Below are 24114 nucleotides of genomic sequence, written 5' to 3'. Positions count from 1 at the left end.
GCGGGGGACGCCCGCCCACGTCGGGGGCGCTCGCCGGCCCGGACAGCCGCCGGCTCCGGCGGGTCCTCAGCTCCAGCGGCCGGTGCGGCCCAGCAGCAGGGCGCCGGCGGCCACGCCCGCCGTGGAGGTGCGCAGCACGGAGGGGCCGAGCCGGAACGGCCGGGCGCCGGCCTCGGCGAAGGCGGCGAGCTCGTCCGGGGAGACGCCGCCCTCGGGGCCGACCACCAGCACGATGTCCCCGGTGCCCGGCAGATCAGCACCGGCCAGCGGTTCGGCGCCCTCCTCGTGCAGCACCGCCGCCAGCGCCGCCCCGGCCAGGACGGGGGCCAGCTGCCGGGTGGTCATCGGCTCGCGGACCTCGGGGAAGCGCAGCCGGCGGGACTGCTTGCCCGCCTCGCGGGCGGTGGCCCGCCACTTGGCGAGCGCCTTGGCGCCGCGCTCGCCCTTCCACTGGGTGATGCAGCGGGAGGCGGCCCAGGGGATCACCACGTCCACCCCGACCTCGGTCATGGTCTCCACCGCCAGCTCGCCGCGGTCGCCCTTGGGCAGCGCCTGGACGACGACGATCCGCGGGGCCGGCTCGGGCTCGCGGCGGACGGCGGCCACGGTCACGTCGATCGCGTCCTTGCCGTGCACCGCCGCGACGGTGCCGTCCGCGCCGAGGCCCAGCCCGTCCGCGAGGGTCACCGCCTCGCCGGCCTCCAGCCGCTTCACCGCGGCGGCGTGCCGCCCCTCCGGGCCGTCCAGGCGGACCACCGCGCCGGGGGCGGCGGTGGCGAGCTGCGCGGTCTCGACGACGAACACGGGCGCGGTCATGGCGGGTCCTGGGGGTCGGGATGCTGAAGGGTCGGAAGTCCGGTGGCCGGGTCGCACGGGCGGGGGTGCGGCAGCCGGGGCCGCGGAGGCCGGGTGCGGTGGAACGACGGCGCCCGGTGACCCGCGGGGGTCACCGGGCGCCGGTACGGCCGTCAGCGGCCGTTGAAGGCGTCCTTCAGGCGCGAGAACAGCCCCTGCTGGCCCGGCGCGAACTGGCCCGAGGGCCGCTCCTCGCCGCGCAGCACCGCGAGACGGCGCAGCAGCTCCTCCTGCTCGGGGTCGAGCTTGGTGGGCGTCTGCACCTCGACATGCACTATCAGGTCGCCCCGGCCGCCGCCGCGCAGGTGGGTGATGCCGCGGCCGTGCAGCGGGATCGACTGGCCGGACTGGGTGCCGGGCCGGATGTCGACCTCCTCCAGCCCGTCGAGGGTCTGCAGCGGCACCTGGGTGCCGAGCGCGGCGGCCGTCATCGGGATGGTGACGGTGCAGTGCAGGTCGTCACCGCGGCGCTGGAAGACGTTGTGGGTGGTCTCGGCGATCTCGACGTAGAGGTCGCCGGCCGGGCCGCCGCCGGGGCCGACCTCGCCCTCGCCGGCCAGCTGGATCCGGGTGCCGTTGTCGACACCGGCCGGGATCTTGACGGTCAGGGTGCGGCGGGCGCGGACCCGGCCGTCGCCGGCGCACTCGGGGCACGGGGTCGGCACGACGGTGCCGAAGCCCTGGCACTGCGGGCAGGGACGGGAGGTCATGACCTGGCCCAGGAAGGACCGGGTGACCTGGGAGACCTCGCCCTTGCCGCGGCACATGTCACAGGTCTGCGCGGAGGTGCCGGGCGCGGCGCCCTCGCCGCTGCAGGTGGTGCAGGTGACGGCGGTGTCGACCTGGAGTTCCTTGGTGGTGCCGAAGGCGGCCTCCTCCAGGGTGATCTCCAGCCGGATCATGGCGTCCTGGCCGCGCCGGGTCCGCGAGCGCGGGCCGCGCTGGCCGGAGGCGGCGCCGAAGAAGGCGTCCATGATGTCGGAGAAGCCGAAGCCGGCCGCGCCGGCGCCGAAGCCGCCCGTACCCCCGCCGCCGCCGTTGGGCGACAGCGGGTCGCCGCCGAGGTCGTAGACCTGGCGCTTCTGCGGATCGGAGAGCACCTCGTAGGCGGCGTTGATCTCCTTGAACCGCTCCTGCGTCTTCGGGTCCGGGTTGACGTCCGGGTGCAGTTCGCGCGCCAGGCGCCGGAACGCCTTCTTGATCTCGTCCTGCCCCGCATCCCGTCGGACGCCGAGTACCGCGTAGTAGTCCGTGGCCACCAAATGCTCCGCTTGTTCCGCCTGTTGAAGTGCTTGCGACTGGTACCACCGCCGATTCCGACGGTGGCCGTTCCTACGACTCGGCCAGGATCTGGCCCACGTACCGTGCCACCGCTCGCACCGCCCCCATTGTGCCCGGATAGTCCATCCGGGTCGGACCGATCACACCCAGTTTGGCCACGCTCTCGTCGCCCGAACCGTAACCGACCGAGACGACGGAGGTGGAATTCAGCCCCTCGTAGGCGTTCTCCCGGCCGATCCGGACCGTCATCCCGGCGTCCGCGGTCTCACCCAGGAGGCGGAGCAGGACGACCTGCTCCTCCAGTGCCTCCAGCACCGGCTGGATGGTGAGCGGGAAGTCGTGGCCGAAGCGGGTCAGGTTGGCCGTGCCGGCCAGCATGATCCGCTCCTCGTTCTGCTCGGCGAGCGCCTCGAACAGCGTCGCCAGGACGGTGGTGACGGTCGGCCGGTCGGCCGCCTCGAACTGGGCGGGCAGCTCCTCCAGCAGCCCCGGCACCTCCGGGAGGCGCCGGCCGACGGCCCTGGTGTTGATCTTTGCGCGCAGGTCCGCCAGGACGGTCTCGCCGACCGTGCCCGGGCAGTCCACGAGCCGCTGCTCGACCCGGCCGGTGTTGGTGATCAGGACCAGCATCACCTTGGCCGGGGCCAGCGCGACCAGCTCGATGTGACGCACGGTGGAGCGGGACAGCGAGGGGTACTGGACCACCGCGACCTGCCGGGTCAGCTGCGCGAGCAGCCGGACCGTACGGGCCACCACGTCGTCCAGGTCGACCGCGCCGTCCAGGAAGTGCCGGATCGCCCGCCGCTCGGGCGCGCTCATCGGCTTGACCTCGGCCAACCGGTCGACGAACAGGCGGTACCCCTTGTCGGTGGGGATCCGCCCGGCGCTGGTGTGCGGCTGGTGGATGTAACCGTCCTCCTCCAGCGCGGCCATGTCGTTGCGGACCGTGGCCGGGGACACACCGAGGTTGTGCCGCTCGACCAGCGCCTTGGAGCCGACCGGCTCCTCGGTGCCCACGTAGTCCTGGACGATGGCGCGAAGCACCGCGAGCTTGCGGTCGTCCAGCTGGCGGACCTCACCGGCCATGGGGCACGCACCTCCGTCTTCGCACGTTGTCCGATGTGACATGTGTCCGTATCGCCTTGCTGCGGGCCGCACTGGGCGGGCCCCGGCTTTGGCACTCTGAACACACGAGTGCCAGGACCGTACCTGCCAGTGTAAGGCCCGGGTCCGACGGCAGGAACGGCCCGCCCGGGGTGATCCTGCCCGCACCGGGCGGCGCGCGGGTGATGCCCCGCGCCCGTCCGGGTGGCAGCATCGAAAGCGGACGGCGAACGGAGGAGCAGCGATGTCCACCTCGGGCCAGCACACCCGCTTCGCACCGGACCGCGGCCTGACCGGCCGGATGGTCGGGACGATGTTCGTGATCGGGCTGCTGTACGTCGGATTCACCGGCCTGCTGATCGCGCTGCTGCGCGGGGCCTGGCCGCTGATCGTGCTGATCTCGGGCGGGCTCTTCGTGGCCCAGTTCTGGTTCAGCGACAAGATCACCGAACGGGCGATGGGCGCCCACCGGGTCACCCCCGAGCAGTACCCGCAGTTGCACGGCACCGTGGACCGCCTCTGTGCGCTCGCCGACATGCCCAAGCCCCGGGTCGCCGTCGCCGACAACGACATGCCGAACGCCTTCGCCACCGGCCGCAACCCGCAGAACGCCGTGGTCTGCGTGACCACCGGCCTGCTCCGGCGGCTGGAGCCGGAGGAACTGGAGGGCGTCCTGGCGCACGAGCTGTCGCACGTCGCCCACCGGGACGTCGCGGTGATGACCGTCGCCGGGTTCCTCGGGGTGCTCGCCGGGGCCATGACCCGGATCGCCGTGTACGGCGGGTTCATGGGCGGCGGCCGGAACAACAACGACTCCAACGCCGCGATCGTCGCGCTGGTCATCCCGCTGGTGTCGATGGTGGTGTACGCGATCAGCTTCCTGCTCACCCGGCTGCTCTCCCGCTACCGCGAGCTGGCCGCCGACCGGGCCGCCGCCCAGCTCACCGGCCGGCCCAGCGCGCTCGCCTCGGCGCTGACCAAGGTGACCGGCCAGATCGCCGCGATCCCGACGAAGGACCTGCGCAAGGCCCAGCCGTACAACGCCTTCTACTTCGCCCCGGCGCTGAGCGCCCGGGACGCCGCCTCGCAGCTGCTCTCCACCCACCCGCCGCTGGAGCGGCGGCTGGAGCAGCTGGCCAAGATCTCGGCCGAGCTCGGCCGCTGAACCGCCTCCTCCGGAACCGGAAGGACCGCCGTGGGAATCCTGGACGCGCTCTTCGGCCGCACCAAGCCGGTCAAGCCCGACCTCGACCAGCTGTTCGGCGTGCCGTCCGCCGCGCTGACCCTGGAGGCGGCGGCCGGCTTCCGGCCCACCGGCACCGGCTCGGTCTGCTTCGCCTCGGTCGAGGGCGGGGCGTTCGGCGAGGTCGAGCGGCAGGTACGGGCCCTGCTGGACGCCGACACCGAGCGCGGCGGCGTCCCGGTGGAGGCCTCCAAGGACGATTACGGCTACTCCTGGCTGCTCGCCCGGCACACGCCCGAGGAGCTGCCGGACCTGGTCAACGACCTGCACGCGGTCAACAGCGAGCTGGAGGCGAACGGCTTCGGGCCCCAGCTGCTCTGCTCGCTGGTCGCGTTCCGCAACGACGAGGGCCAGCCGCTGGCGCTGGTCTACCTGTACAAGCGCGGCACCTTCTACCCCTTCGCGCCGGTCCCGGGCGGCGGGGAGAAGCGGAACAGCCCGCTGGAGCTGCAGGTCAACGCGATGCTCGGGAACGACCTGCGGCTGGAGAAGGACCTCACCCGCTGGTTCCCGGTCTGGGGCGCCCCGGGCATGGGGGGCTGAGGTCCGCGGGGTGGCGGGTCCGGGCTGAGGGACCGGGCTGCGGTCAGCGGGGCTGCGGTCCGGGGCGTCAGCCGGCGGCGGCGGAACGGTACGCCGCCACCGCGGCCGAGAGGACGGTCTCCGTGTCCGCCGACGGCTTCTCCTCCGCGACCTCCTGCACCATGAGGATCACATCACCCGTACGGACGAAGGCGGTCTCGTCCACGAAACGGTTCGTGCCGCCCGGGAAGACCGACGTGACGTGGAGCAGCAGGCCGTCGTCGGCCGGCACCCCGGCCGCCGTGACGGAGACGGTCTCCTGGAGCGGCGTCCCGTCCGAGAGCGTGTTGGTGTACGAGGCGCAGCGCGCGGCGGCACCGCGGATGGCGGCCATGACCTCGGCCGCCTGCCCGGGCGGGTACCGGTCGAGGGCCTCCTGGCCGGACCAGCCGAGGTCGTCGTGATCGACCGGCTCCCGGTCCAGCCCCACCGCCACGTCCTCCGCGGGCGGGGCGTGCGCCGTCATGAAGGACTCCACGCCGAGTTCGGAGCACGGCATCGACGCGATGGGGACGGCGGACGCCGGGCCGTGCGGAGCCCCGGTCGTCGTCGACTCGACCTCCGCCGTGTTCAGCCGGAACCCCTGGGGCAGCCGGTCCCCGGTCAGCAGGCCGGCGCGCAGCCGGTCCTGCAGGGGCACCCGGCCGGGCGCCGCACCGGCCGCCGCGACGGACGTCGCACCGGTCGCCGGACGGTCCTGCGAGCCGGCGGAGCAGGCCGGGACGCCGAGCACCGCCAGCACGGCCACGGCCGCCGTGAGATGACGTGCACGCACTGATCCACCCCCCTGGGATTCGTGATCGCCCGCACTCTCCCACAGGGACGCCCCCGGGTGCTCACCCGGCCCCGGGCGCGCCGAAAACCGGTGGCCCGCGGGCGCGCCGGCCCCTAGGGTCCGGCCGTGATCAACTGGAACGAGATCGAGTCGGCCGAGCCCACCCCCGCCCTGCTGGCCGAGGTCAGCGCCGCGCTGCGCTCCGCCGACCCGGAGATCCGCGACGGCCTCGCGTACGAGCAGCTGTGCCGCTGGGTCCCCCGGCTCGCCGCGCCGGAGCTGTCCGCGCTCGGCGACGAGATGGCCGGGCGGCTGGCCGACCCCGAGATCCAGGCCCGCACCTTCGCCCCGCTGGTCCTCGCCGAGGTCGTCGACGCCGGCGCGTACCGCCCGGCCTGGCGGGACGCCTTCGCCCGCTGGTACCCCGCCGAGACCGACCTGCGCGGCTGGGACGAGCGGCTCGGCTGGCTGCACGCGGTGGCGCACGGCGCCGACCTGCTGGCCGCGTTCGGCCGCAGCCCGCTGGTCGCCGACCCGGCGTCGCTGCTGGAGCTGGCCGCCGCCCGGCTGCTGGCGCCCACCGGCCACGTCCTGGACGCCATGGAGGACGACCGGCTCGGCCGGGCCGTCGCCGTCGTCCTGACCCGGCCCGAGCTGACCGAGCGGCAGGCGCTGGCCTGGCTGGACCCGATCGCCGCGACCGGCCGGCGCCGGCCCGGTGTCGTGCCCGCGACCGTGTCCAACACGCTGCGGACCCTGCGGGTGGTGTACCTGCTCGCGGACCGCGGCGTGCGGCCGGTGCCCGGGGCCGAGCCGGTGACGCTCCGCCACGCGGCCGCCCTCCGCGGGCGGCTCGCCGAGGTCCTGGCCGTCAACACCTCGTACTACCTCGGCTGAGCCCCCTGCGCCCGGCACCCACCGCGGCCGAGCGCCACCGGGTCTGACGCCTCGTAGACTCCGTGGAATGCGCAGCCGCCCGTACGGACCCGACCTGACCCCGCCGTGGAAGAGGCACAGGCCCGCCCCCGAGGTGCCCGCCGAGCGGGACCTCGTGGTGGAGGAGGCGGCGACCGGCTTCTGCGGGGCCGTGGTGCGCTGCGAGAAGACCGCCGAGGGGTTCACCGTCACCCTGGAGGACCGTTTCGGCAAGCACCGGGTCTTCCCGCTGGTGCCGCGCGGCTTCCTGCTGGACGGCAAGGCCGTCACCCTGGTCCGGCCCGCCGCTCCGGCGCCCTCGCGCCCGCCCGGCCGGACCGCGTCCGGCTCGGTGGCCGTTCCCGGCGCCCGCGCCCGGGTGGCCCGGGAGTCCCGGATCTACGTCGAGGGCCGGCACGACGCCGAGCTGGTCGAGCGGGTCTGGGGCGACGACCTGCGGATCGAGGGCGTGGTGGTCGAGTACCTGGAGGGCATCGACGACCTGCCCGCGATCGTCGCCGACTTCGCCCCCGGCCCCGGCCGCCGGCTCGGCGTCCTGGTCGACCACCTGCTCCCCGGCACCAAGGAGCACCGGATCGCCGCCCGGGTCACCGGCGACGCCGTCCTGGTGGTCGGGCACCCCTACATCGACGTCTGGCAGGCCGTGAAGCCCGCCAGCGTCGGCATCCCCGCCTGGCCCGTCGTCCCGCGCGGCGAGGTGTGGAAGGAGGGCGTCTGCCGCCGCCTCGGCTGGCCGGTGGACACCCCCGCCGCCTGGAAGCGGATCCTGTCGAAGGTCGACTCCTACAAGGACCTGGAGCCGGAGCTGCTGGGCCGGGTGGAGGAGCTGATCGACTTCGTCACCCCGCCGGGTCAGGAGTAGGTCTGGAACTCCGAGGTGTCGAGGGTGATGCCCAGGAGCTCCAGCGCGATCGGGTCGCCGAACTTCGTGGTGCGCTTGGACCAGTAGTCCGGCTCGCCGGAAGGCGTCAACGCGCGCGGCTCCGTGAGCAGCAGACACTGTCCCTTGATCGGGTCGACGATCAGGTAGGACGGGATCGCTCCCCTCGCGTACATCTCCCGCTTGACGTGGTAGTCGCGGTGCGCGCTGGTCCTGGACACGACCTCCACGGCCAGCGTCACCGCCGCCGACGGGATCAGCCGCCCGGGGGCTTCGACCGCGCCCCGTTCGATCACCACCAGGTCCGGCTGCGGCTCGCTCGCCTCATGGGCGAACGCCACGTCCTGGGTCTGGAGCCGGTGCCAGCGTGCACGTGGGATCTGGTCGACGATCGACTCGAGGATGAGGTTGTGGACCATGTCCGGCCCGGCCATCATCACGATTTCCCCCCTGATGAGTTCGGCCTTGACGCCTTCCGGCACTTCCAGGTTCTCGAAGATCCCGGTCATCCGATCATCGATGGCGGTCATCGCACGCTCCCTCCGACGGCTGACACCACGTTAACGAAAGTCAGTCCACCAGGTCACGCACGACCGCGTCCGCCAGCAGCCGGCCCTGGAGGGTGAGGACGGCGCGGCCGGCGGCGTACGGCTCCGGCGCGAGGAGGCCGTCCTCGCGGTGGCGGGCCGCGGCCGCCAGGCCGGTGCCGGTGAGGAGGGTGAGCGGGATGCCCTCGGCGAGGCGCAGTTCGAGCAGGATGCGCTCGACCCGACGGTCCTCCTCGGCCAGGACCTCGCGCCCCTGGGCGGGCGTGCGGCCCTCGGCGAGCGCCCGGGCGTAGCCGGCCGGGTGCTTGGCGTTCCACCAGCGGACGCCGCCGACGTGGCTGTGCGCGCCGGGCCCGGCGCCCCACCAGTCGGCGCCGGTCCAGTACAGCTCGTTGTGGCGGCAGCGGCCCTCCGGGGTGGTGGCCCAGTTGGAGACCTCGTACCAGGAGTAGCCGGCCGCGGTGAGCGCCTGCTCGGCGATCAGGTAGCGGTCGGCGTGCACGTCGTCGTCGATCATCGGGAGTTCGCCGCGCTTGACCCGGGCGGCCAGCTTGGTGCCGTCCTCGACGATCAGCGAGTACGCGGAGACGTGGTCCGGCCCGGCACCGATCGCGGCGTCCAGGGAGGCCCGCCAGTCGTCGTCGGACTCGCCGGGGGTGCCGTAGATCAGGTCGAGGTTGACGTGCTCGAAGCCGGCCGCGCGGGCCTCGGCGACGCAGGCCTCGGGGCGGCCCGGGGTGTGGTGCCGGTCGAGCAGCCGCAGCACGTGCGGGCGGGCGGACTGCATGCCGAAGGAGATCCGGTTGTAGCCGCCGGCCCGCAGCTCCGCGAGGTAGGCGGGGTCGACCGACTCGGGGTTGGCCTCGGTGGTGACCTCCGCGTCGTCGGCGAGCCCGAACTCGTCGCGGATCGCGGCGAGCATCTTCACCAGGTCCCGGGCGGGCAGCAGGGTGGGCGTGCCGCCGCCGAGGAAGACGGTCCGCACCGGGACGTCCGCGTCGCCGAGGACCCGCCGGGCCAGCCGGATCTCGGCGACCACGTTGTCGGCGTACGTCTCCTGCGAGGCGACGGCCCCGGAGGAGCGCAGCTCGGTGGCGGTGTAGGTGTTGAAGTCGCAGTACCCGCAGCGGCTCGCGCAGTACGGCACGTGCAGGTAGAAGCCGAACGGCCGCGACCCGAGCCCGGCGAGGGCGTGAGCGGGCAGGGAACCGTCGGACGGCACGGGTTCGCCGTCGGGGAGTGCGGAGGGCATGACCCCATTGTCCCGTACGGCCCGACCGATCCGGCGGGCCGTACGGGAGGGGGCGGCTCAGGCCTCGTTGGCGCCCGCGTACATCCCGGCGACGGCGTCCGCGTACGTCTTCTCGACCACCGGGCGCTTGATCTTCAGGCTCGGGGTGAGTTCGCCGTGCTCGACGTCCAGGTCGCGCGGCAGCAGGTGGAACTTCTTGATCGTCTGCCAGCGCTGGAGGTCGCCGTTGAGCCGCTTCACGAAGCCCTCGATCAGCTTGTTCACCTGCGGGTCGGCGACCACCTCGGCGTACGGCCTGCCGCCCAGGCCGTGGTCGGCGGCCCACGGCATGATCACCGTCTCGTCCAGGGCGATCAGCGCGGTGCAGTAGTTGCGGCCGTTGCCGATCACCAGGATGTTGCTGACGAACGGGCAGACCGCCTTGAACTTGCCCTCGACCTCGCTGGGCGCGACGTACTTGCCGCCGGAGGTCTTGAACATGTCCTTCTTGCGGTCGGTGATCCGCAGGAAGCCGTCCGGGGACAGCTCGCCGATGTCCTCGGTGTGGAACCAGCCGTCGGCCTCCAGCACCTCGGCGGTCTTCTCCGGCAGGTTGTGGTAGCCGCGCATGACGCCGGGGCCGCGCAGCAGGATCTCGCCGTCCTCGGCGATCCGGACCTCGGTGCCGGGCAGCGCCCGGCCGACCGTGCCGACCCGGACGTCCTCGGCCCGGTTGACGCACGAGCCGGCGCTGGTCTCGCTGAGACCGTAGCCCTCCAGGATCGGCACCCCGGCGCCGACGAAGAAGTAGCCGATCTCGGGCGCGAGCGCGGCACTGCCGGAGACCGCGCCGCGCAGCCGGCCGCCGAAGGCCGTCCGGATCTTGGCGTACACCAGCTTGTCGGCCAGCGCGTGCTGCAGCCGCAGGCCCAGCGGGGCGCTGTCGGCACCGGTGGCCACCCGGTTCTCCTGGACGACCCGGGCGTACTCGCGGGCGGTCTTCGCCGCCCACATGAAGATCTTGTACTTGGCGCCGCCCTCCGCGCGGGCCCTTCCGGCGATGCCGTTGTAGACCTTCTCGAAGATGCGCGGCGCCGAGGCCATCACGGTCGGCCGGATGACCGGCAGGTTGTGGATGATCCGGTCGACCCGGCCGTCCAGGGCCATCACGTGGCCGGTGGCGATCTGCCCCGAGATCAGCGTCTTGCCGAAGACGTGCGACAGCGGCAGCCACATGAACTGCACGTCGTCGGCGGCCAGCAGCCCGCTGGCCTCCTGGGCCCGCCCCTCGTACGCCCAGCAGTCGTGCACCAGGCGCACGCCCTTGGGGCGGCCGGTGGTGCCCGAGGTGTAGATGAGGGTGGCCAGCTGCTCCTTGTCGAGCCCGGCGATGGTCTTCTCGACGGCGTCCGGGTGCCCGGCCAGGTGCTCGGTGCCCAGCTGCTCCAGCTCGGCGAGGGTGATCACCTTGAGCCCGCCGGTCTCCGGCGCCTCGGCGGGCGCGTCGAAGAGGATCACGGTGCGCAGCTCGGGCAGCCGGTCCTGCTCGGCGACGGCCTTGGCGAGCTGGGCGGCGTTCTCGGCGAACATCGCCCTGGAGCCGGAGTCGGAGAGGATGAACGCGGTCTCGTCGGCGTTGGTGCTCGGGTAGACGGCCGTGGTGGCCGCGCCCGCGCACATGTTGCCGAGGTCGGCGATGACCCACTCCAGCCGGGTGGAGGAGGCCAGGGCGACCCGGTCCTCGGGCCGGATCCCCAGCGCGAGCAGGCCGGCGGCCACCGCGTAGACCCGGGAGGCGGTCTGCGCCCAGGTCAGCGAGCGCCACTGCTCGGCGCCCGGGGCGCTGTCCGCCGCGTGCTCGTCCACCGGGACGGGGTAGCGGTAGGCCTCACCGGACGGGGTGGCGGCGACCCGCTCCTGGAACAGGTGGGCGACCGAGGTCGGACGCCCGGCGACGATGTCGGCACGGCCGGAGTCGATCAGGGACTGCGCGGAACTCAACGAGGACCTCCGGGGGCGGGTGGCCGTCTGAGGGAATGTCGCGGCTCCCGTGGGGGCGGTCGCCGGGCCCCCGGCTTAACCGGCTGGGTACCGGCGAGTAACAAGGGGGCAATCAGCAGCCTAGGGGGAAACCGGTCATTCCGTAAGAGGGCAGGGCAGGTGGCACGCCACCGTACGCCCCGTGCACCCGGGTACGGTACGCCCAGTCGGGCCGCACGACCGCCCCCCACCGCCGCCTCGGCAAAGGACTGGACAAACCTCCGGGCGGCGTACCCCTAATCGCCTGTACGAGTCCACTAAACAACGAGAATTGGGATGCGAATCCCACCGCCGACGACAAGAGTGTGCCAGTGCTGATCAGACTGCTCAGGGCGTACCTGCGCCCCTACTCCCGACCGATCACCCTGCTGGTGCTCCTCCAGCTGGTCTCCACCCTCGCCCTGCTCTACCTGCCGACACTCAACGCCGACATCATCGACAACGGCGTGGTCAAGGGCGACACCGGCTACATCCTGCGCGTCGGCGGCGTGATGATCGCCGTCACCGTGGTCCAGGCGTTCTGCTCGATCGGCGCCGTCTACTACGGCGCCCGCACCGCGATGTCGGCCGGCCGCGACATCCGCGCCGCCGTCTTCGACCGGGTGCAGAGCTTCTCCGCCCGCGAGGTCGGCCAGTTCGGCGCCCCCTCCCTGATCACCCGCACCACCAACGACGTCCAGCAGGTCCAGATGCTGGCCCTGATGGCCTTCACGCTGATGGTCGCCGCACCGATCATGTGCGTCGGCGGCATCATCATGGCGCTCAACCAGGACGTGCCGCTGTCCGCCCTGCTGCTCGCCGTCGTCCCGGTGCTCGGCATCGTCGTCGTCCTGCTGGTCCGCGCGCTGCGGCCGAAGTTCCGCAGCATGCAGACGAAGATCGACACCGTGAACCGGGTGCTGCGCGAGCAGATCACCGGCATCCGGGTCATCCGCGCCTTCGTCAAGGACGACCACGAGCAGACCCGGTTCGCCGGCGCCAACGGGGAACTCACCGACGTCTCGCTCCAGGTCGGCCGGCTGATGTCGTTCATGTTCCCCACCGTGATGCTCGTGGTGAACGTGTCCAGCATCGCCGTGCTCTGGTTCGGCGCCCACCGGATCGACAGCGGCGGCATGGAGATCGGCGCCCTCACCGCCTTCCTCTCCTACCTGATGCAGATCCTGATGAGCGTCATGATGGCCACCTTCATGTTCATGATGGTGCCGCGCGCCGAGGTCTGCGCCGAACGCATCCAGGAGGTGCTGGACACCCGCTCCAGCGTCGTCCCGCCCGCCGCGCCGGTCACCGAGGTGCTCCGCCGCGGCAACCTGGAACTGCGCGACGTCGACTTCCGCTACCCCGGCGCCGAGGCCTCCGTCCTGCGCGGCATCGGCATCATCGCCCGCCCCGGCGAGACCACCGCCGTCATCGGCTCCACCGGCAGCGGCAAGTCCACCCTGCTCGGCCTCGTCCCCCGGCTCTTCGACGCCACCTCCGGCCAGGTCCTGCTGGACGGCGTCGACGTGCGCGACCTCGCCCCCGGGACGATCGCCGAAACCGTCGGACTCGTCCCGCAGAAGCCCTACCTGTTCACCGGCACCGTCGCCAGCAACCTCCGCTACGGCCGGCCCGAGGCCACCGACGAGGAACTCTGGCACGCCCTGGAGGTCGCCCAGGCCAAGGAGTTCGTCGAACGCTTCCCCGAAGGCCTCGACGCACCCATCACCCAGGGCGGCGGCAACGTCTCCGGCGGCCAGCGCCAGCGCCTCGCCATCGCCCGCGCCCTGGTCCGCAAGCCCGGCGTCTACCTGTTCGACGACTCCTTCTCGGCCCTCGACTACGCCACCGACGCCAAGCTCCGCAAGGCACTCGCCCGGGAGACCTCCGACGCCACCGTGCTCATCGTCGCCCAGCGCGTCTCCACCATCCGCGACGCCGACCGGATCATCGTCCTCGACGAGGGCGCCGTCGTCGGCAGCGGCACCCACGGCGAACTGATGGCCGACAACCCGACGTACCGGGAGATCGTGCTCTCCCAGCTCACCGAGCAGGAGGCGGCGTGACCACCCCGGCGAACCCGGACAAGAAGGGCCCGGCGCCGCAGGGCCCCGGCCTCACCAAGGGCGGCCCCGGCGGCCCCGGCGGCGGACCGGGCGAGGTGCGCAGCGACTCCCAGGCCGCCGCCGCCCGCCGCGGCCCGGCCGGCCCCGGCCGCTTCATGGGCGGCCAGGGCGCCGAGAAGTCCATGGACTTCAAGGGCTCCGGCAAGCGCGTCCTCAAACTGCTCCGTCCCGAACGCGCCCTGCTCGGCGGCGTCCTGGGGCTCGGCGTGCTCAGCATCGGCTGCGCCGTCACCGGCCCCAAGATCCTCGGCGACGCCACCGACCTGATCTTCGCCGGCGTGGTCGGCGAGCGGTTCCCGGCCGGCACCACCAAGCAACAGGTCGTCGAGGGCGTGCGCGCCCACGGCGACGGCGGCGTCGCCGACCTGCTCTCCTCGATCGACTTCACCCCCGGCCAGGGCATGGACTTCGGGGCCATCGGCACCATCCTGCTCTGGGTGCTCGCCATCTACGTCGCCTCCGCCGTCTTCGGCATCGTCCAGGGCCGGCTCGCCACCAAGGCCGTCCAGCGCGCCAGCTACCGGCTGCGCGAGGACGTCGAGGCCAAGCTCGCCCGGCTGCCGCTCAGCTACTTCGACAAGCAGCCGCGCGGCGAGGTGCTCAGCCGCGTCACCAACGACATCGACAACATCGGCCAGTCCATGCAGCAGACCATGGGCCAGGTCGTGAACTCGCTGCTCACCGTCGTCGGCGTGCTCGCCATGATGTTCTGGATCTCGCCGCTGCTGGCCCTGATCGCGCTGGTCTCCGTCCCGGTCTCGGTCGTCGTGGCGACCAAGGTCGGCAAGCGGGCCCAGCCGCAGTTCGTCCAGCAGTGGAAGTCCACCGGCCAGCTGAACGCGCACATCGAGGAGATGTACACCGGGCACGCCCTGGTGAAGGTGTTCGGACGGCAGAAGGAGTCCGCCGAGACCTTCCGCGAGCACAACGAGGCCCTCTTCCAGTCCAGCTTCCGGGCCCAGTTCATCTCCGGGATCATCCAGCCCGCGATGATGCTGATCGGCAACCTGCAGTACGTGATCGTCGCCGTCGTCGGCGGCCTGCGGGTCGCCTCCGGCGCGCTGACCATCGGCGACGTACAGGCCTTCATCCAGTACTCGCGGCAGTTCAGCCAGCCGCTCACCCAGGTCGCCAGCATGGCCAACCTGGTGCAGTCCGGCGTCGCCTCCGCCGAGCGCGTCTTCGAACTGCTGGACGCGGCCGAGCAGACCCCCGAGCCGGCCATGCCGGAGCGCCCCGACGCCATCCGCGGCCGGGTCGCCTTCCAGGACGTCTCCTTCCGCTACGACCCCGACAAGCCGCTCATCGAGGACCTCTCGCTCAAGGTCGAGCCCGGGCAGACCGTCGCCATCGTCGGACCGACCGGCGCCGGCAAGACCACCATGGTCAACCTGCTGATGCGGTTCTACGAGGTCAGCTCCGGCCGGATCACCCTCGACGGCGTCGACGTCGCCGCCATGTCCCGCGAGGACCTGCGCTCCGGCATCGGCATGGTCCTCCAGGACACCTGGCTGTTCGGCGGCACCATCGCCGACAACATCGCCTACGGCGCCGACGGCGCCACCCGCGAACAGGTCGTCGAGGCCGCCAAGGCCGCCCACGTCGACCGCTTCGTCCGCACCCTGCCGGACGGCTACGACACCGTCATCGACGACGACGGCACCGGCGTCAGCGCCGGCGAGAAGCAGCTCATCACCATCGCCCGGGCCTTCCTGGCGCAGCCGTCCATCCTCGTCCTCGACGAGGCGACCAGCTCCGTCGACACCCGCACCGAGGTGCTGATCCAGCGCGCCATGGCCCGGCTGCGCACCGGCCGCACCAGCTTCGTGATCGCCCACCGGCTCTCCACCATCCGGGACGCCGACGTGATCCTGGTCATGGAGAACGGCTCGATCGTCGAACAGGACACCCACGACGAGCTGATCGCCGCCGACGGCGCGTACGCGCGGCTGTACAAGGCGCAGTTCGCCGAGGCGGTGGCCGAGGTCGACTGACCCGGCGCCGCCGGACGGGACGTCCAGGAGCCGGAGCGGGCACCCCGCTCCGGCTCCTCGCGTCCGCCCGCCCGCCGGGTACCGCCGCGTACGGCCGCGTTCACGGCCGGGGCCCCTTCGCCCTGCCCGTCCCGGGCGCTACCGTGGGGCCCGTGAGTGACGCCCCGTCGGCTGCGGCCGCCCCCGCCCAGAACGCCTTCGAGACGAACCGGCGCTACCTCGGCTCCGTCGCCTACCGGCTGCTCGGCTCGTTCAGCGACGCCGAGGACGTGCTGCAGGACGCCTGGCTGCGCTGGCAGTCCGCCGACCGCACCGCCGTCGCCGACCCGCGCGCCTTCCTCACCACCGTCGTCACCCGGCTCTGCTACGACCAGCTCGGCTCCGCCCGCGCCCGCCGCGAGGCCTACTACGGCGAGTGGCTGCCCGAGCCGTCCGTCTCCTACGCGGAGGCCGGCGCCTCCCCCGCCGAGCTCGCCGAACGCGGCGAGTCCGTCTCGCTCGCCCTGCTCGCCGTCCTGGAACAGCTCACCCCGGCCGAGCGGGCCGCGTTCGTCCTGCACGACGTCTTCGCCGTCGGCTTCGACGAGATCGCCGCCTCCCTCGACCGCACCCCCGACGCCACCCGCCAGCTCGCCTCCCGGGCCCGCCGCCGGGTCAAGGACGGCGGACGGCGCGCCGCCGCCGACCCGGCCGAGCACCGCCAGGCGGTCGAGGCCTTCGCCGCCGCCGTCACCCGCGGCGACCTCCAGGACCTGATGACCGTCCTCGACCCGGACGTGGTCTGGCACTCCGACGGCGGCGGCATCGTCCGCGCCGGCGTCCGCCCGATCCTCGGCTCGGAGAAGGTCGCCCGCCTGGTGGCCGGCCTGGTCGCCAAGTGGTTCACCGACGCGTACGCGCTCGGCGGCGCGCTGGTCAACGGCGAGCCGGGACTGGTCTGGTACGAGAAGGCCACCGGCGCCGTCGCCGGCGTGATCGCCCTCACCACCGCCGGCGGACGGGTCACCGAGGCCTACGTGATGGTCAACCCGGAGAAGCTCGGCCGCGTCACCCCGGTGGAACTGTGACGCGGGCCGCCCCTGGCGGAACCGTGACGCGGGTCACCCCGGGTGGGACTGTGACGCGGGTCACCGTCACACCCTGACCGGCCGCGTCGTCCCCTTCCCGAACAGCGCGGGAGCGCACCCAAGGAGGCGGACGAGATGAGCACCACCACCGAGAAGCGGATCGTCGTACTGGGAGCCGGCTACGCCGGGCTCAGCGCCGCCAAGGGCGCCGGGAAGCACCACCCCGTCACCCTCGTCGCGCCCGAGGAGCGGCTCCTCCACCGCGTCCGCCAGCACGAGGCGGCGGCCGGCCACGGCCGGGACTGGGCGCCCATCAGCCGGCTGGCCCGCGGCCGCAGCATCCGGCACCACCGGGCCAGGGCCGTCGAACTCGACCTGGCCGGGCACAAGGTGCTGCTCGACGACGGCACCACCCTCGGCTACGACACCCTGGTCTACGCCCTCGGCAGCCGCACCGCCTGGCACGACGTCCCCGGCGCCGCCGAGCACGCCTACCCCGTCGAGAGGGCCGCCGACCTGCACCGCCGGCTGCGCGACGCCGGCCGGCCCGGCACCGTCGCGGTGGTCGGCGGCGGCGCCACCGGCATCGAGCTCGCCACCGAACTCGCCGAGGCCCACCCGCGCTGGCGGGTGCGGATCGTCGCCGCCGGGCAGGTCGGCGGCTGGTTCTCCGCCAAGGGCCGCACCCACATCCGGCACGCCCTCGACCGGCTCGGCGTCACCGTCCACGAACACGCCGCCGTCACCGGGGTCACCCCCGCCGGGCTGCGCACCGATGCCGGGCCGATCGACGCCGACGTCACCGTCTGGGCCGCCTCGATGGAGCCGCACCCGCTGGCCGCCGAGGCCGGACTGGCCGTCGACGCCCGCGGCCGGGCCCTGGTCGACGGCCACCTGCGGTCGGTCTCCGACCCGGACGTGCACGTGATCGGCGACGCCGCCGCGGTCACCGTCCCCGGCACCGGCACCCTGCGGATGGGGTGCGCCACCGCCCTGCCGATGGGCCAGTACCTCGGCAAGCTGCTCGACGGGCGCACCGCCGAGCCGTTCTCGTTCGGCTACGTCGCGCAGTGCCTCAGCCTCGGCCGGAAGGACGGGCTGCTCCAGCTGGTCCGCCGGGACGACTCGATGCGGCCGACCGTGCTCACCGGGACCGCCGGGCGGCTGGCGAAGGCCGCGATCGTGGCCGGCGTCTACGGCGCGCTGAAGTAGCCCCCCGGGCGGGCCTGGGACGGCGGCCGCGTGGCCCGGGCGCGCGGGCGGGCCTGGGGGCGGGCGCGCCGGCGGCCGCGCGGGCGGGAGGCGGCCGAAGGGCCGGGCGCCCGCGGGGCCGGACACGGCGAAGGGCCCGGGCGGGTGCCCGGGCCCCTCGCTCGCGTGCTGCTACTTCTTTTCCTTCGGCGCCTCGGCGTCGGTGGACAGCGCGGCGATGAAGGCCTCCTGCGGGACCTCCACGCGGCCGACCATCTTCATCCGCTTCTTGCCTTCCTTCTGCTTCTCCAGCAGCTTCCGCTTACGCGAGATGTCACCGCCGTAGCACTTGGCGAGCACGTCCTTGCGGATCGCGCGGACCGTCTCACGGGCGATCACCCGGGAGCCGATCGCCGCCTGGATCGGCACCTCGAACTGCTGGCGCGGGATCAGCTTCTGCAGCTTGCCGGCCATCATCACGCCGTAGTTGTAGGCCTTGTCCTTGTGCACGATCGCGGAGAACGCGTCCACCGCGTCGCCGTGCAGCAGGATGTCGACCTTCACCAGGCTGGCGCTCTGCTCGCCGATGGGCTCGTAGTCGAGCGAGGCGTAACCGCGGGTCTTGGACTTCAGCTGGTCGAAGAAGTCGAAGACGATCTCCGCGAGCGGCAGGGTGTAGCGCAGCTCCACCCGGTCCTCGGAGAGGTAGTCCATGCCCTGGAGGGCCCCGCGGCGGGACTGGCAGAGCTCCATGATCGCGCCGACGAACTCGTTCGGCGCCAGGATGGTGCCGCGCACGACCGGCTCGAACACCTCGGCGATCTTGCCGGTCGGGAACTCGCTCGGGTTGGTGACGGTGTGCTCGCTGCCGTCCTCCATCACCACGCGGTAGACCACGTTCGGCGCGGTGGAGATCAGGTCGAGGTTGAACTCGCGCTCCAGCCGCTCCCGGATGATCTCCAGGTGCAGCAGGCCGAGGAAGCCACAGCGGTAGCCGAAGCCCAGCGCGACCGAGGTCTCCGGCTCGTAGACCAGCGCGGCGTCGTTCAGCCGCAGCTTGTCCAGCGCGTCACGGAGCAGCGGGTAGTCCGAGCCGTCCAGCGGGTAGAGGCCGGAGAACACCATCGGGCGCGGGTCCTTGTAGCCGCCCAGCGCCTCGGTCGCACCCTTGTGCATCGAGGTGATGGTGTCACCGACCTTGGACTGCCGGACGTCCTTCACACCGGTGATGATGTAGCCCACCTCACCGACGCCGAGGCCGTCGGCGACCTTCGGCTCGGGCGAGATGACGCCGATCTCCAGCAGCTCGTGGGTGGCGCCGGTCGACATCATCGCGATCCGCTCGCGCTTGGTGAGCTGACCGTCCACGACACGCACGTAGGTGACCACGCCGCGGTAGGAGTCGTACACCGAGTCGAAGATCATCGCGCGGGCCGGGGCGTCCTTGACGCCGACCGGGGCCGGGATGGTGTTGACGATGTGGTCGAGCAGGTCCTCGACGCCGAGGCCGGTCTTGGCGCTGACCTGGAGCACGTCGGACGGGTCGCAGCCGATGATGTGCGCGATCTCCGCGGCGTACTTCTCCGGCTGGGCGGCCGGCAGGTCGATCTTGTTGAGCACCGGGACGATCGTGAGGTCGTTCTCCAGCGCCAGGTACAGGTTGGCGAGGGTCTGCGCCTCGATGCCCTGGGCGGCGTCCACCACGAGGATGGTGCCCTCGCAGGCCGCGAGGGAGCGGGACACCTCGTACGTGAAGTCCACGTGACCCGGGGTGTCGATCATGTTGAGGATGTGCGTCGTACCGGCGTTCGCCCCGGCCTTCGGCGCCCACGGGAGGCGGACGGCCTGCGACTTGATGGTGATGCCGCGCTCGCGCTCGATGTCCATCCGGTCGAGGTACTGGGCGCGCATCTGCCGCGGGTCGACCACGCCGGTGATCTGGAGCATCCGGTCTGCGAGCGTCGACTTGCCGTGGTCGATGTGGGCGATGATGCAGAAGTTGCGGATCAGCGCCGGGTCGGTACGGCTGGGCTCTGGCACATTGCTGGGGGTCGCGGGCACCTTGGTCCGATTCTCCGTTGGTCCGGGGGCCGGGTGCGTCCGGATCATCGCTGACCGGCTTCCCGGGGACCGGACAGTCGTCCGATCGAAATAGTTCCTCCCATCTTCCCACGAGCACGGCGTGCGCCGCCGTTCGGTTCTCCCGGAGCCGCCCGCCGGCCGTCCGGCGCCCTCCCGCGGCGGTCCGCCGATGCGGCAGGACGCGGGTCCGCGATGGGGAAGGACGCGGGTCCGCCGGTGCGGCAGGATGCGGGTGCATGATCCTCGAAAGCGCCCTGCTCGACGTCCTCCCCGGCCAGGAGGAGGACTTCCTCGCCGCCTTCGGCGAGGCCCGGCCGCTCATCGCCGTCCAGCCCGGCTTCCGCGCGCTCGAACTGCGCCGCTGCCTGGACGAGGGCCGCGGCTCACGGTTCCTGCTCCAGGTGGAGTGGGAGACGCTGGAGGACCACACGGAGGGCTTCCGGCGCTCGGCCGAGTACCGGCGGTGGCGGGAGCTGCTGCACCGCTTCTACGCGCCGTTCCCCGAGGTCGAGCACTACGGCGAGCCGGTCCTCCGGGCCTGACCCGGGGCGGTCCGGGCCGGGGGCGGTCCGGGCCGGCGGGGGCTGACCGGGGCGGGGCGCTCCGGGAGCGACCGGTTTGGGCCGGGCGGGGCGCCCCTGGTAGCGTTGGGCGCTGCACCTGGCCTCGGCATGCCCTCTCAGCTGGTCCGACGGCCGCCCGGTGCAGCCCGTTCCAACCAATGACACAGACTGAGGCTCCTTCGTGGCGAACATCAAGTCCCAGATCAAGCGCAACAAGACCAACGAGAAGGCGCGCCTGCGCAACAAGGCCGTCAAGTCCTCGCTGAAGACCGCTCTGCGCAAGGCCCGTGAGGCCGCTGCCGCCGGCGAGACCGAGAAGGCCGTCGAGCTGGCCCGTGCCGCCTCCAAGGCGCTCGACAAGGCCGTGAGCAAGGGCGTCATCCACGCCAACCAGGCCGCCAACAAGAAGTCGGCCATCACCAAGCGCGTCAACGCCGCCCAGGCCTGACGCCCCCGGGGCCCCCGGCCCCACCCCCCTCGGGACGAACCGGCCCTCTACCCGGTCTCCTGAGGCGAGAACAAGACTCGCACCGCACGCGGCCTGCGTTCGCCACGCGGGTGCGGTGCACAGGCAGTACGGCAGGCGCCGCAGCGGACCTCTTCCCCAGAGGCTGCTGCGGCGCCTGTCGCGTTGTGTGGACCGACCGCTATCGTCGGTCACGGCAGACCGGGATCACACCCGGCGTTGAAAGGCTTCAGGGGGGCACCACCCATGGCGACGCCACCGCAACCACCGCCACCTCCGCCGCCGTCCCAGGGCGGCGGGCCGGGGTTCACCGGCTTTCCGCAGCAGCAACCGCCGCCGGCCGGCGCACCGGGATTCGGCCCGCCGCCCGGACTCCCCAGCTCTCCGGGAGCGCCCGGCCCGTCGGGAGTGCCCGGCTCGCCGGGGTTGCCGTCCACGGCGCCCGGGCTGCCGCCGGTGCCGGGCGGTGGCGCCGGCGCGCCCGGCGGGCCCGGCCGGCGGGGCGGGAACCTGCGCCGCAACGCCACCTGGGCCTTCGTCGGCGCCATCCTGGCCTCCGTCGCCTGGTCCGGCGCCGTCGCGCTCGTCCCCAAGCTCGTGAAGGGCGGCTCCTCCGCGCAGAGCCTCCACGGCTACCACGCCATCGACAAGATCTGCGAGACGGGAAAGCTCTCCGCGTTCCGGCAGAAGTACAAGATGGTGGACAACTACCCGCTGGAGCACACCGGCCGGAGCGACTCCATGGACATCATGCGCTGCTACGCGCTGATGAAGCGCACCGTCAGCGGGAGCGACTCCCCGGACTACGCCACCCTCGACATCCGCGTCTCGCTGCACAAGGCCGTCGACTCCGCGCCCGAGTACGCCGCCACCCGGCACTACTTCGAGCAGCAGAAGTACGAGATCTCCGACGTGCCGAACCTCGGCCAGGAGGCCTACTACGCCTACGGCGACGAGCCGACCAGCTCGGACAAGTCGTACCACGACATCAACTACTACCTGGAAGCCCGGGACGGCGGGATGACGTTCTCGCTCTACTGGACCGACAACTACCAGGTCGGCAAGGACTACACGCTGGACCGCGACACCGTCCGGAAGGCCATGCTGGACGACTCGCGGGACATCCTCAAGGCGATCGGCGGGAAGTAGCCGGAACCGGCCGGGGCTCCCCCGCTGGTGGGTGGGGCGGCCAGGCGGGGCCGGGGCCGGCCTGGGGCTGGGCGGGTCGAGTGGACCGGGGGCGGGACCGGCCGGGCGGGGGCGGTCAGTACGGGCGTGAACCGGCGCGGGCGGCCCTGGCGACGGCGACCACCGCCCGCTCCAGGGCGAACGCCGGATCGTCGGAGCCCCCCTTGACGGCGGCGTCCGCCTGCGCGATCGCGGTCAGGGCGGTGGCCACGCCGTCGCCGGTCCAGCCGCGCATCTGCTGGCGGACCCGCTCGACCTTCCACGGCGGCATGCCCAGCTCGCGCGCCAGGTCACCCGGGCGCATGTTCCGCCCGGCGGTCGCCAGCCGGCCGATGCTGCGCACGCCGGACGCCAGCGCGTAGGTGATGCCGGTCGGCGGCTGCCCCACGGCCAGCGCCCAGCGCAACCGCTCCAGCGCCTCGGCCGCCCGGCCGGTCACCGCGAGGTCCGCCACCTCGAAGCCGGTCGCCTCCGCGCGGCCGCTGTAGTAGCGGGCCACCACGGTGTCGTCGATGGTGCCCTCGACGTCCGAGGTGAGCTGGCTGCACGCGGCCGCCAGCTCGCGCAGGTCACTGCCGAGCGCGTCCAGCAGCGCCTGGCACGCCTCCGGGGTCGCCGACCGGCCGAGCGTGCGGAACTCGCCCTTCACGAAGGCCAGTCGCTCCGACGCCTTGGCCAGCTTTGCGCACGCGACCTCCCGGCCGCCGGCCTTCCGCCCGGCGTCCAGCAGCCCCTTGCCCTTCACACCGCCCGCGTGCACCAGGACCATGATCACTTCTTCGGCCGGGGCCTCGATGTACGCCTTGACCTCCTTGACGGAGTCGGCGGAGAGGTCCTGCGCGGCCCGGACCACGATCACCTTGCGCTCGGCGAACAGCGAGGGCGTGGTCAACTCGGCCAGACTGCCGGGCTGCAGGCTCCCGGGCGCGAGGTCCCGCACGTCGGTGTCGGGGTCCGCCGCCTTCGCCGCCGCCACCACCTGGGCGACCGCACGGTCCAGCAGCAGCTCCTCCTGGCCGACCGCGAGGGTCAGCGGGGCGAGCAGGTCGTCGGGTGCACTCTTCCTGGCCATCGCCTACCAGCATCCCACGCGGTACGGACAGCCCCGCCCGCCTGCCGGCCCCTCCACCGTGCACGGGACAATGACCCGGTGACCGAAGATCCCACCATCGACCAGCCGAACGGCTTCGCTCCCCACGCCCGGCAGCTGCTCGTCCTGCCCGACCGCGACGCCGCCGAGGAAGCCGCCGAGGAGCTCAGCGCCAACCACCCCGACCTCGGCGAACTCGAGATCGTCCGGGACGCCCTGGCCGGCGAGGACGACGCCGAGGACGCCCAGTGGCTGGTGGTCGTGGAACCCCCCGAGAACGGCTGGACCCCCGGACTCCTCCGCGCCCTCGACGCCCTCGCCGCCGAGGCCGAGGGCTGGCGCGAGGAGGGCTGACCCGCCCGCGGGTGACCCGCCCGCGGGTGGTGCCTGCACCGGAAGTCGGCCGGTCCGACTTCCGGTGCGCGGCCTGCGCGACCTGCTCGGCCTGGCACCGTGGCGGGCCGGTGCCTCCCGGCGCCGCGCCCTCGTCGAAGCCCTTCGCCCGGTCGCCGCAGCCGCTGGCCGCTCGGCCCTCGCCTTCACCCTCGCCCCGCGCCTCTTCGCGGCGGCCCGTGACCCTGCCGCGCTCCGGCCCGGCCCGGAGCGCGGCGCCCGTTCCACCACCCTGGCCGTCTCCGCTCGCGCCGGCCCGGGCCTGGGCCGGGCCGGCGCTTCACCCCTTCTTGGGCCCCGCCCCCGCCCCCACCCCCTCGCCCTCCCTCCCCACCCCTCCCTCCTCCCGGTGGGGAGGGCGAGCGAATGAGCCGGAGGAGTGGAGTCAGGCCGGCGGGCCGCGCGCCAGCGCCTCGCTGAACAGCATCCGCTCCTTCAGGTCCTCGAACGGGACCGCGACGTCGGCGCGGGTGAAGTGCTCGCGCAGCCCCGGCCAGAGC

21 protein-coding genes are annotated in these 24114 nt (G+C 73.0%); 12 read left to right on the top strand and 9 right to left on the bottom strand.

Annotated elements, in window-relative coordinates:
• Positions 1–66: 66 nt before the first annotated feature.
• The 3 genes from ABZ885_RS08010 to hrcA all read right to left on the bottom strand — a co-directional run bounded on the left by ABZ885_RS08010 (position 67) and on the right by hrcA (position 3222).
• Positions 67–816: a 16S rRNA (uracil(1498)-N(3))-methyltransferase gene (locus tag ABZ885_RS08010; RefSeq protein ID WP_360184748.1), complete on the bottom strand. Its 750-nt coding sequence runs from the start codon at positions 814–816 to the stop codon at positions 67–69.
• Between the two features lie 152 nt (positions 817–968).
• Positions 969–2114 carry a molecular chaperone DnaJ gene (gene dnaJ / locus ABZ885_RS08005; protein WP_360184746.1) on the bottom strand — a complete coding sequence of 382 codons (1146 nt, stop codon included), beginning with the start codon at positions 2112–2114 and terminating at the stop codon, positions 969–971.
• Positions 2115–2187: 73 nt separating this feature from the next.
• Complete coding sequence (gene hrcA, locus ABZ885_RS08000) at positions 2188–3222, bottom strand: heat-inducible transcriptional repressor HrcA (protein WP_360184743.1); 1035 nt, start codon at positions 3220–3222, stop codon at positions 2188–2190.
• A 262-nt stretch (positions 3223–3484) separates the two neighbouring features.
• On the opposite strand from hrcA, the gene htpX reads away from it, so the two are divergent.
• A complete protein-coding gene (gene htpX / locus ABZ885_RS07995; protein WP_360184741.1) occupies positions 3485–4405 on the top strand; it encodes a zinc metalloprotease HtpX in 921 nt (306 codons plus the stop codon).
• Positions 4406–4435: 30 nt separating this feature from the next.
• The gene (locus ABZ885_RS07990) at positions 4436–5026 is read left to right on the top strand and encodes a hypothetical protein (RefSeq protein ID WP_360184738.1); all 591 of its coding nucleotides are present in this window, start codon (positions 4436–4438) and stop codon (positions 5024–5026) included.
• A 67-nt stretch (positions 5027–5093) separates the two neighbouring features.
• On the opposite strand, the gene ABZ885_RS07985 is transcribed toward ABZ885_RS07990, so the two are convergent.
• Complete coding sequence (locus ABZ885_RS07985) at positions 5094–5840, bottom strand: hypothetical protein (protein ID WP_360184736.1); 747 nt, start codon at positions 5838–5840, stop codon at positions 5094–5096.
• A gap of 126 nt (positions 5841–5966) precedes the next feature.
• Here ABZ885_RS07985 and ABZ885_RS07980 point away from each other — a divergent pair, with 126 nt between their 5' ends.
• The gene (locus ABZ885_RS07980) at positions 5967–6737 is read left to right on the top strand and encodes a DUF2785 domain-containing protein (protein ID WP_360184733.1); all 771 of its coding nucleotides are present in this window, start codon (positions 5967–5969) and stop codon (positions 6735–6737) included.
• A 67-nt stretch (positions 6738–6804) separates the two neighbouring features.
• Positions 6805–7638: a DUF3097 domain-containing protein gene (locus ABZ885_RS07975; RefSeq protein WP_360184730.1), complete on the top strand. Its 834-nt coding sequence runs from the start codon at positions 6805–6807 to the stop codon at positions 7636–7638.
• Here ABZ885_RS07975 and ABZ885_RS07970 read toward each other — a convergent pair.
• From ABZ885_RS07970 to ABZ885_RS07960, 3 genes are read right to left on the bottom strand one after another with little or no spacing between them, the layout of a single operon-like run.
• A complete protein-coding gene (locus ABZ885_RS07970; RefSeq protein WP_360184728.1) occupies positions 7629–8186 on the bottom strand; it encodes a Uma2 family endonuclease in 558 nt (185 codons plus the stop codon). The genes ABZ885_RS07975 and ABZ885_RS07970 overlap by 10 nt on opposite strands.
• Positions 8187–8226: 40 nt before the next feature.
• Complete coding sequence (gene hemW, locus ABZ885_RS07965; protein WP_360184725.1) at positions 8227–9456, bottom strand: radical SAM family heme chaperone HemW; 1230 nt, start codon at positions 9454–9456, stop codon at positions 8227–8229.
• 57 nt (positions 9457–9513) lie between these two features.
• Complete coding sequence (locus ABZ885_RS07960) at positions 9514–11436, bottom strand: AMP-binding protein (RefSeq protein WP_360184723.1); 1923 nt, start codon at positions 11434–11436, stop codon at positions 9514–9516.
• A gap of 350 nt (positions 11437–11786) precedes the next feature.
• On the opposite strand from ABZ885_RS07960, the gene ABZ885_RS07955 reads away from it, so the two are divergent.
• The 4 genes from ABZ885_RS07955 (at position 11787) to ABZ885_RS07940 (ending at position 17853) form a co-directional block, all read left to right on the top strand.
• Positions 11787–13520: an ABC transporter ATP-binding protein gene (locus ABZ885_RS07955; protein ID WP_360184720.1), complete on the top strand. Its 1734-nt coding sequence runs from the start codon at positions 11787–11789 to the stop codon at positions 13518–13520.
• Positions 13521–13675: 155 nt separating this feature from the next.
• The gene (locus ABZ885_RS07950) at positions 13676–15574 is read left to right on the top strand and encodes an ABC transporter ATP-binding protein (protein WP_360184786.1); all 1899 of its coding nucleotides are present in this window, start codon (positions 13676–13678) and stop codon (positions 15572–15574) included.
• 152 nt (positions 15575–15726) lie between these two features.
• Positions 15727–16641 (top strand): RNA polymerase sigma factor SigJ, encoded by a 915-nt coding sequence (gene sigJ, locus ABZ885_RS07945; protein ID WP_360184717.1) that lies wholly within the window; start codon positions 15727–15729, stop codon positions 16639–16641.
• Positions 16642–16776: 135 nt separating this feature from the next.
• Complete coding sequence (locus ABZ885_RS07940) at positions 16777–17853, top strand: FAD-dependent oxidoreductase (protein ID WP_360184715.1); 1077 nt, start codon at positions 16777–16779, stop codon at positions 17851–17853.
• 171 nt (positions 17854–18024) lie between these two features.
• Here ABZ885_RS07940 and lepA read toward each other — a convergent pair whose 3' ends face one another.
• A complete protein-coding gene (lepA, locus tag ABZ885_RS07935; RefSeq protein ID WP_360184713.1) occupies positions 18025–19893 on the bottom strand; it encodes a translation elongation factor 4 in 1869 nt (622 codons plus the stop codon).
• 257 nt (positions 19894–20150) lie between these two features.
• On the opposite strand from lepA, the gene ABZ885_RS07930 reads away from it, so the two are divergent.
• The 3 genes from ABZ885_RS07930 to ABZ885_RS07920 all read left to right on the top strand — a co-directional run bounded on the left by ABZ885_RS07930 (position 20151) and on the right by ABZ885_RS07920 (position 22092).
• A complete protein-coding gene (locus ABZ885_RS07930) occupies positions 20151–20456 on the top strand; it encodes an antibiotic biosynthesis monooxygenase (RefSeq protein ID WP_360184710.1) in 306 nt (101 codons plus the stop codon).
• 202 nt (positions 20457–20658) lie between these two features.
• On the top strand, positions 20659–20925 hold the full coding sequence (gene rpsT, locus ABZ885_RS07925; protein WP_360184707.1) for a 30S ribosomal protein S20: 267 nt from the start codon (positions 20659–20661) through the stop codon (positions 20923–20925).
• 444 nt (positions 20926–21369) lie between these two features.
• Positions 21370–22092: a hypothetical protein gene (locus ABZ885_RS07920; RefSeq protein WP_360184705.1), complete on the top strand. Its 723-nt coding sequence runs from the start codon at positions 21370–21372 to the stop codon at positions 22090–22092.
• A gap of 115 nt (positions 22093–22207) precedes the next feature.
• Here ABZ885_RS07920 and holA read toward each other — a convergent pair whose 3' ends face one another.
• Positions 22208–23203: a DNA polymerase III subunit delta gene (gene holA / locus ABZ885_RS07915; protein ID WP_360184703.1), complete on the bottom strand. Its 996-nt coding sequence runs from the start codon at positions 23201–23203 to the stop codon at positions 22208–22210.
• 78 nt (positions 23204–23281) lie between these two features.
• On the opposite strand from holA, the gene ABZ885_RS07910 reads away from it, so the two are divergent.
• Entirely contained in the window at positions 23282–23575 is a 294-nt protein-coding gene (locus tag ABZ885_RS07910) for a hypothetical protein (RefSeq protein ID WP_360184700.1), read from the top strand.
• The last annotated feature ends 539 nt before the right edge of the window (positions 23576–24114 follow it).

Source organism: Kitasatospora sp. NPDC047058 (genome assembly GCF_040643935.1).
GTDB lineage: Bacteria > Actinomycetota > Actinomycetes > Streptomycetales > Streptomycetaceae > Kitasatospora.
The sequence above is the reverse complement of the archived record's forward strand: the minus strand, read 5'-3'. Positions and strand labels throughout refer to the sequence as shown.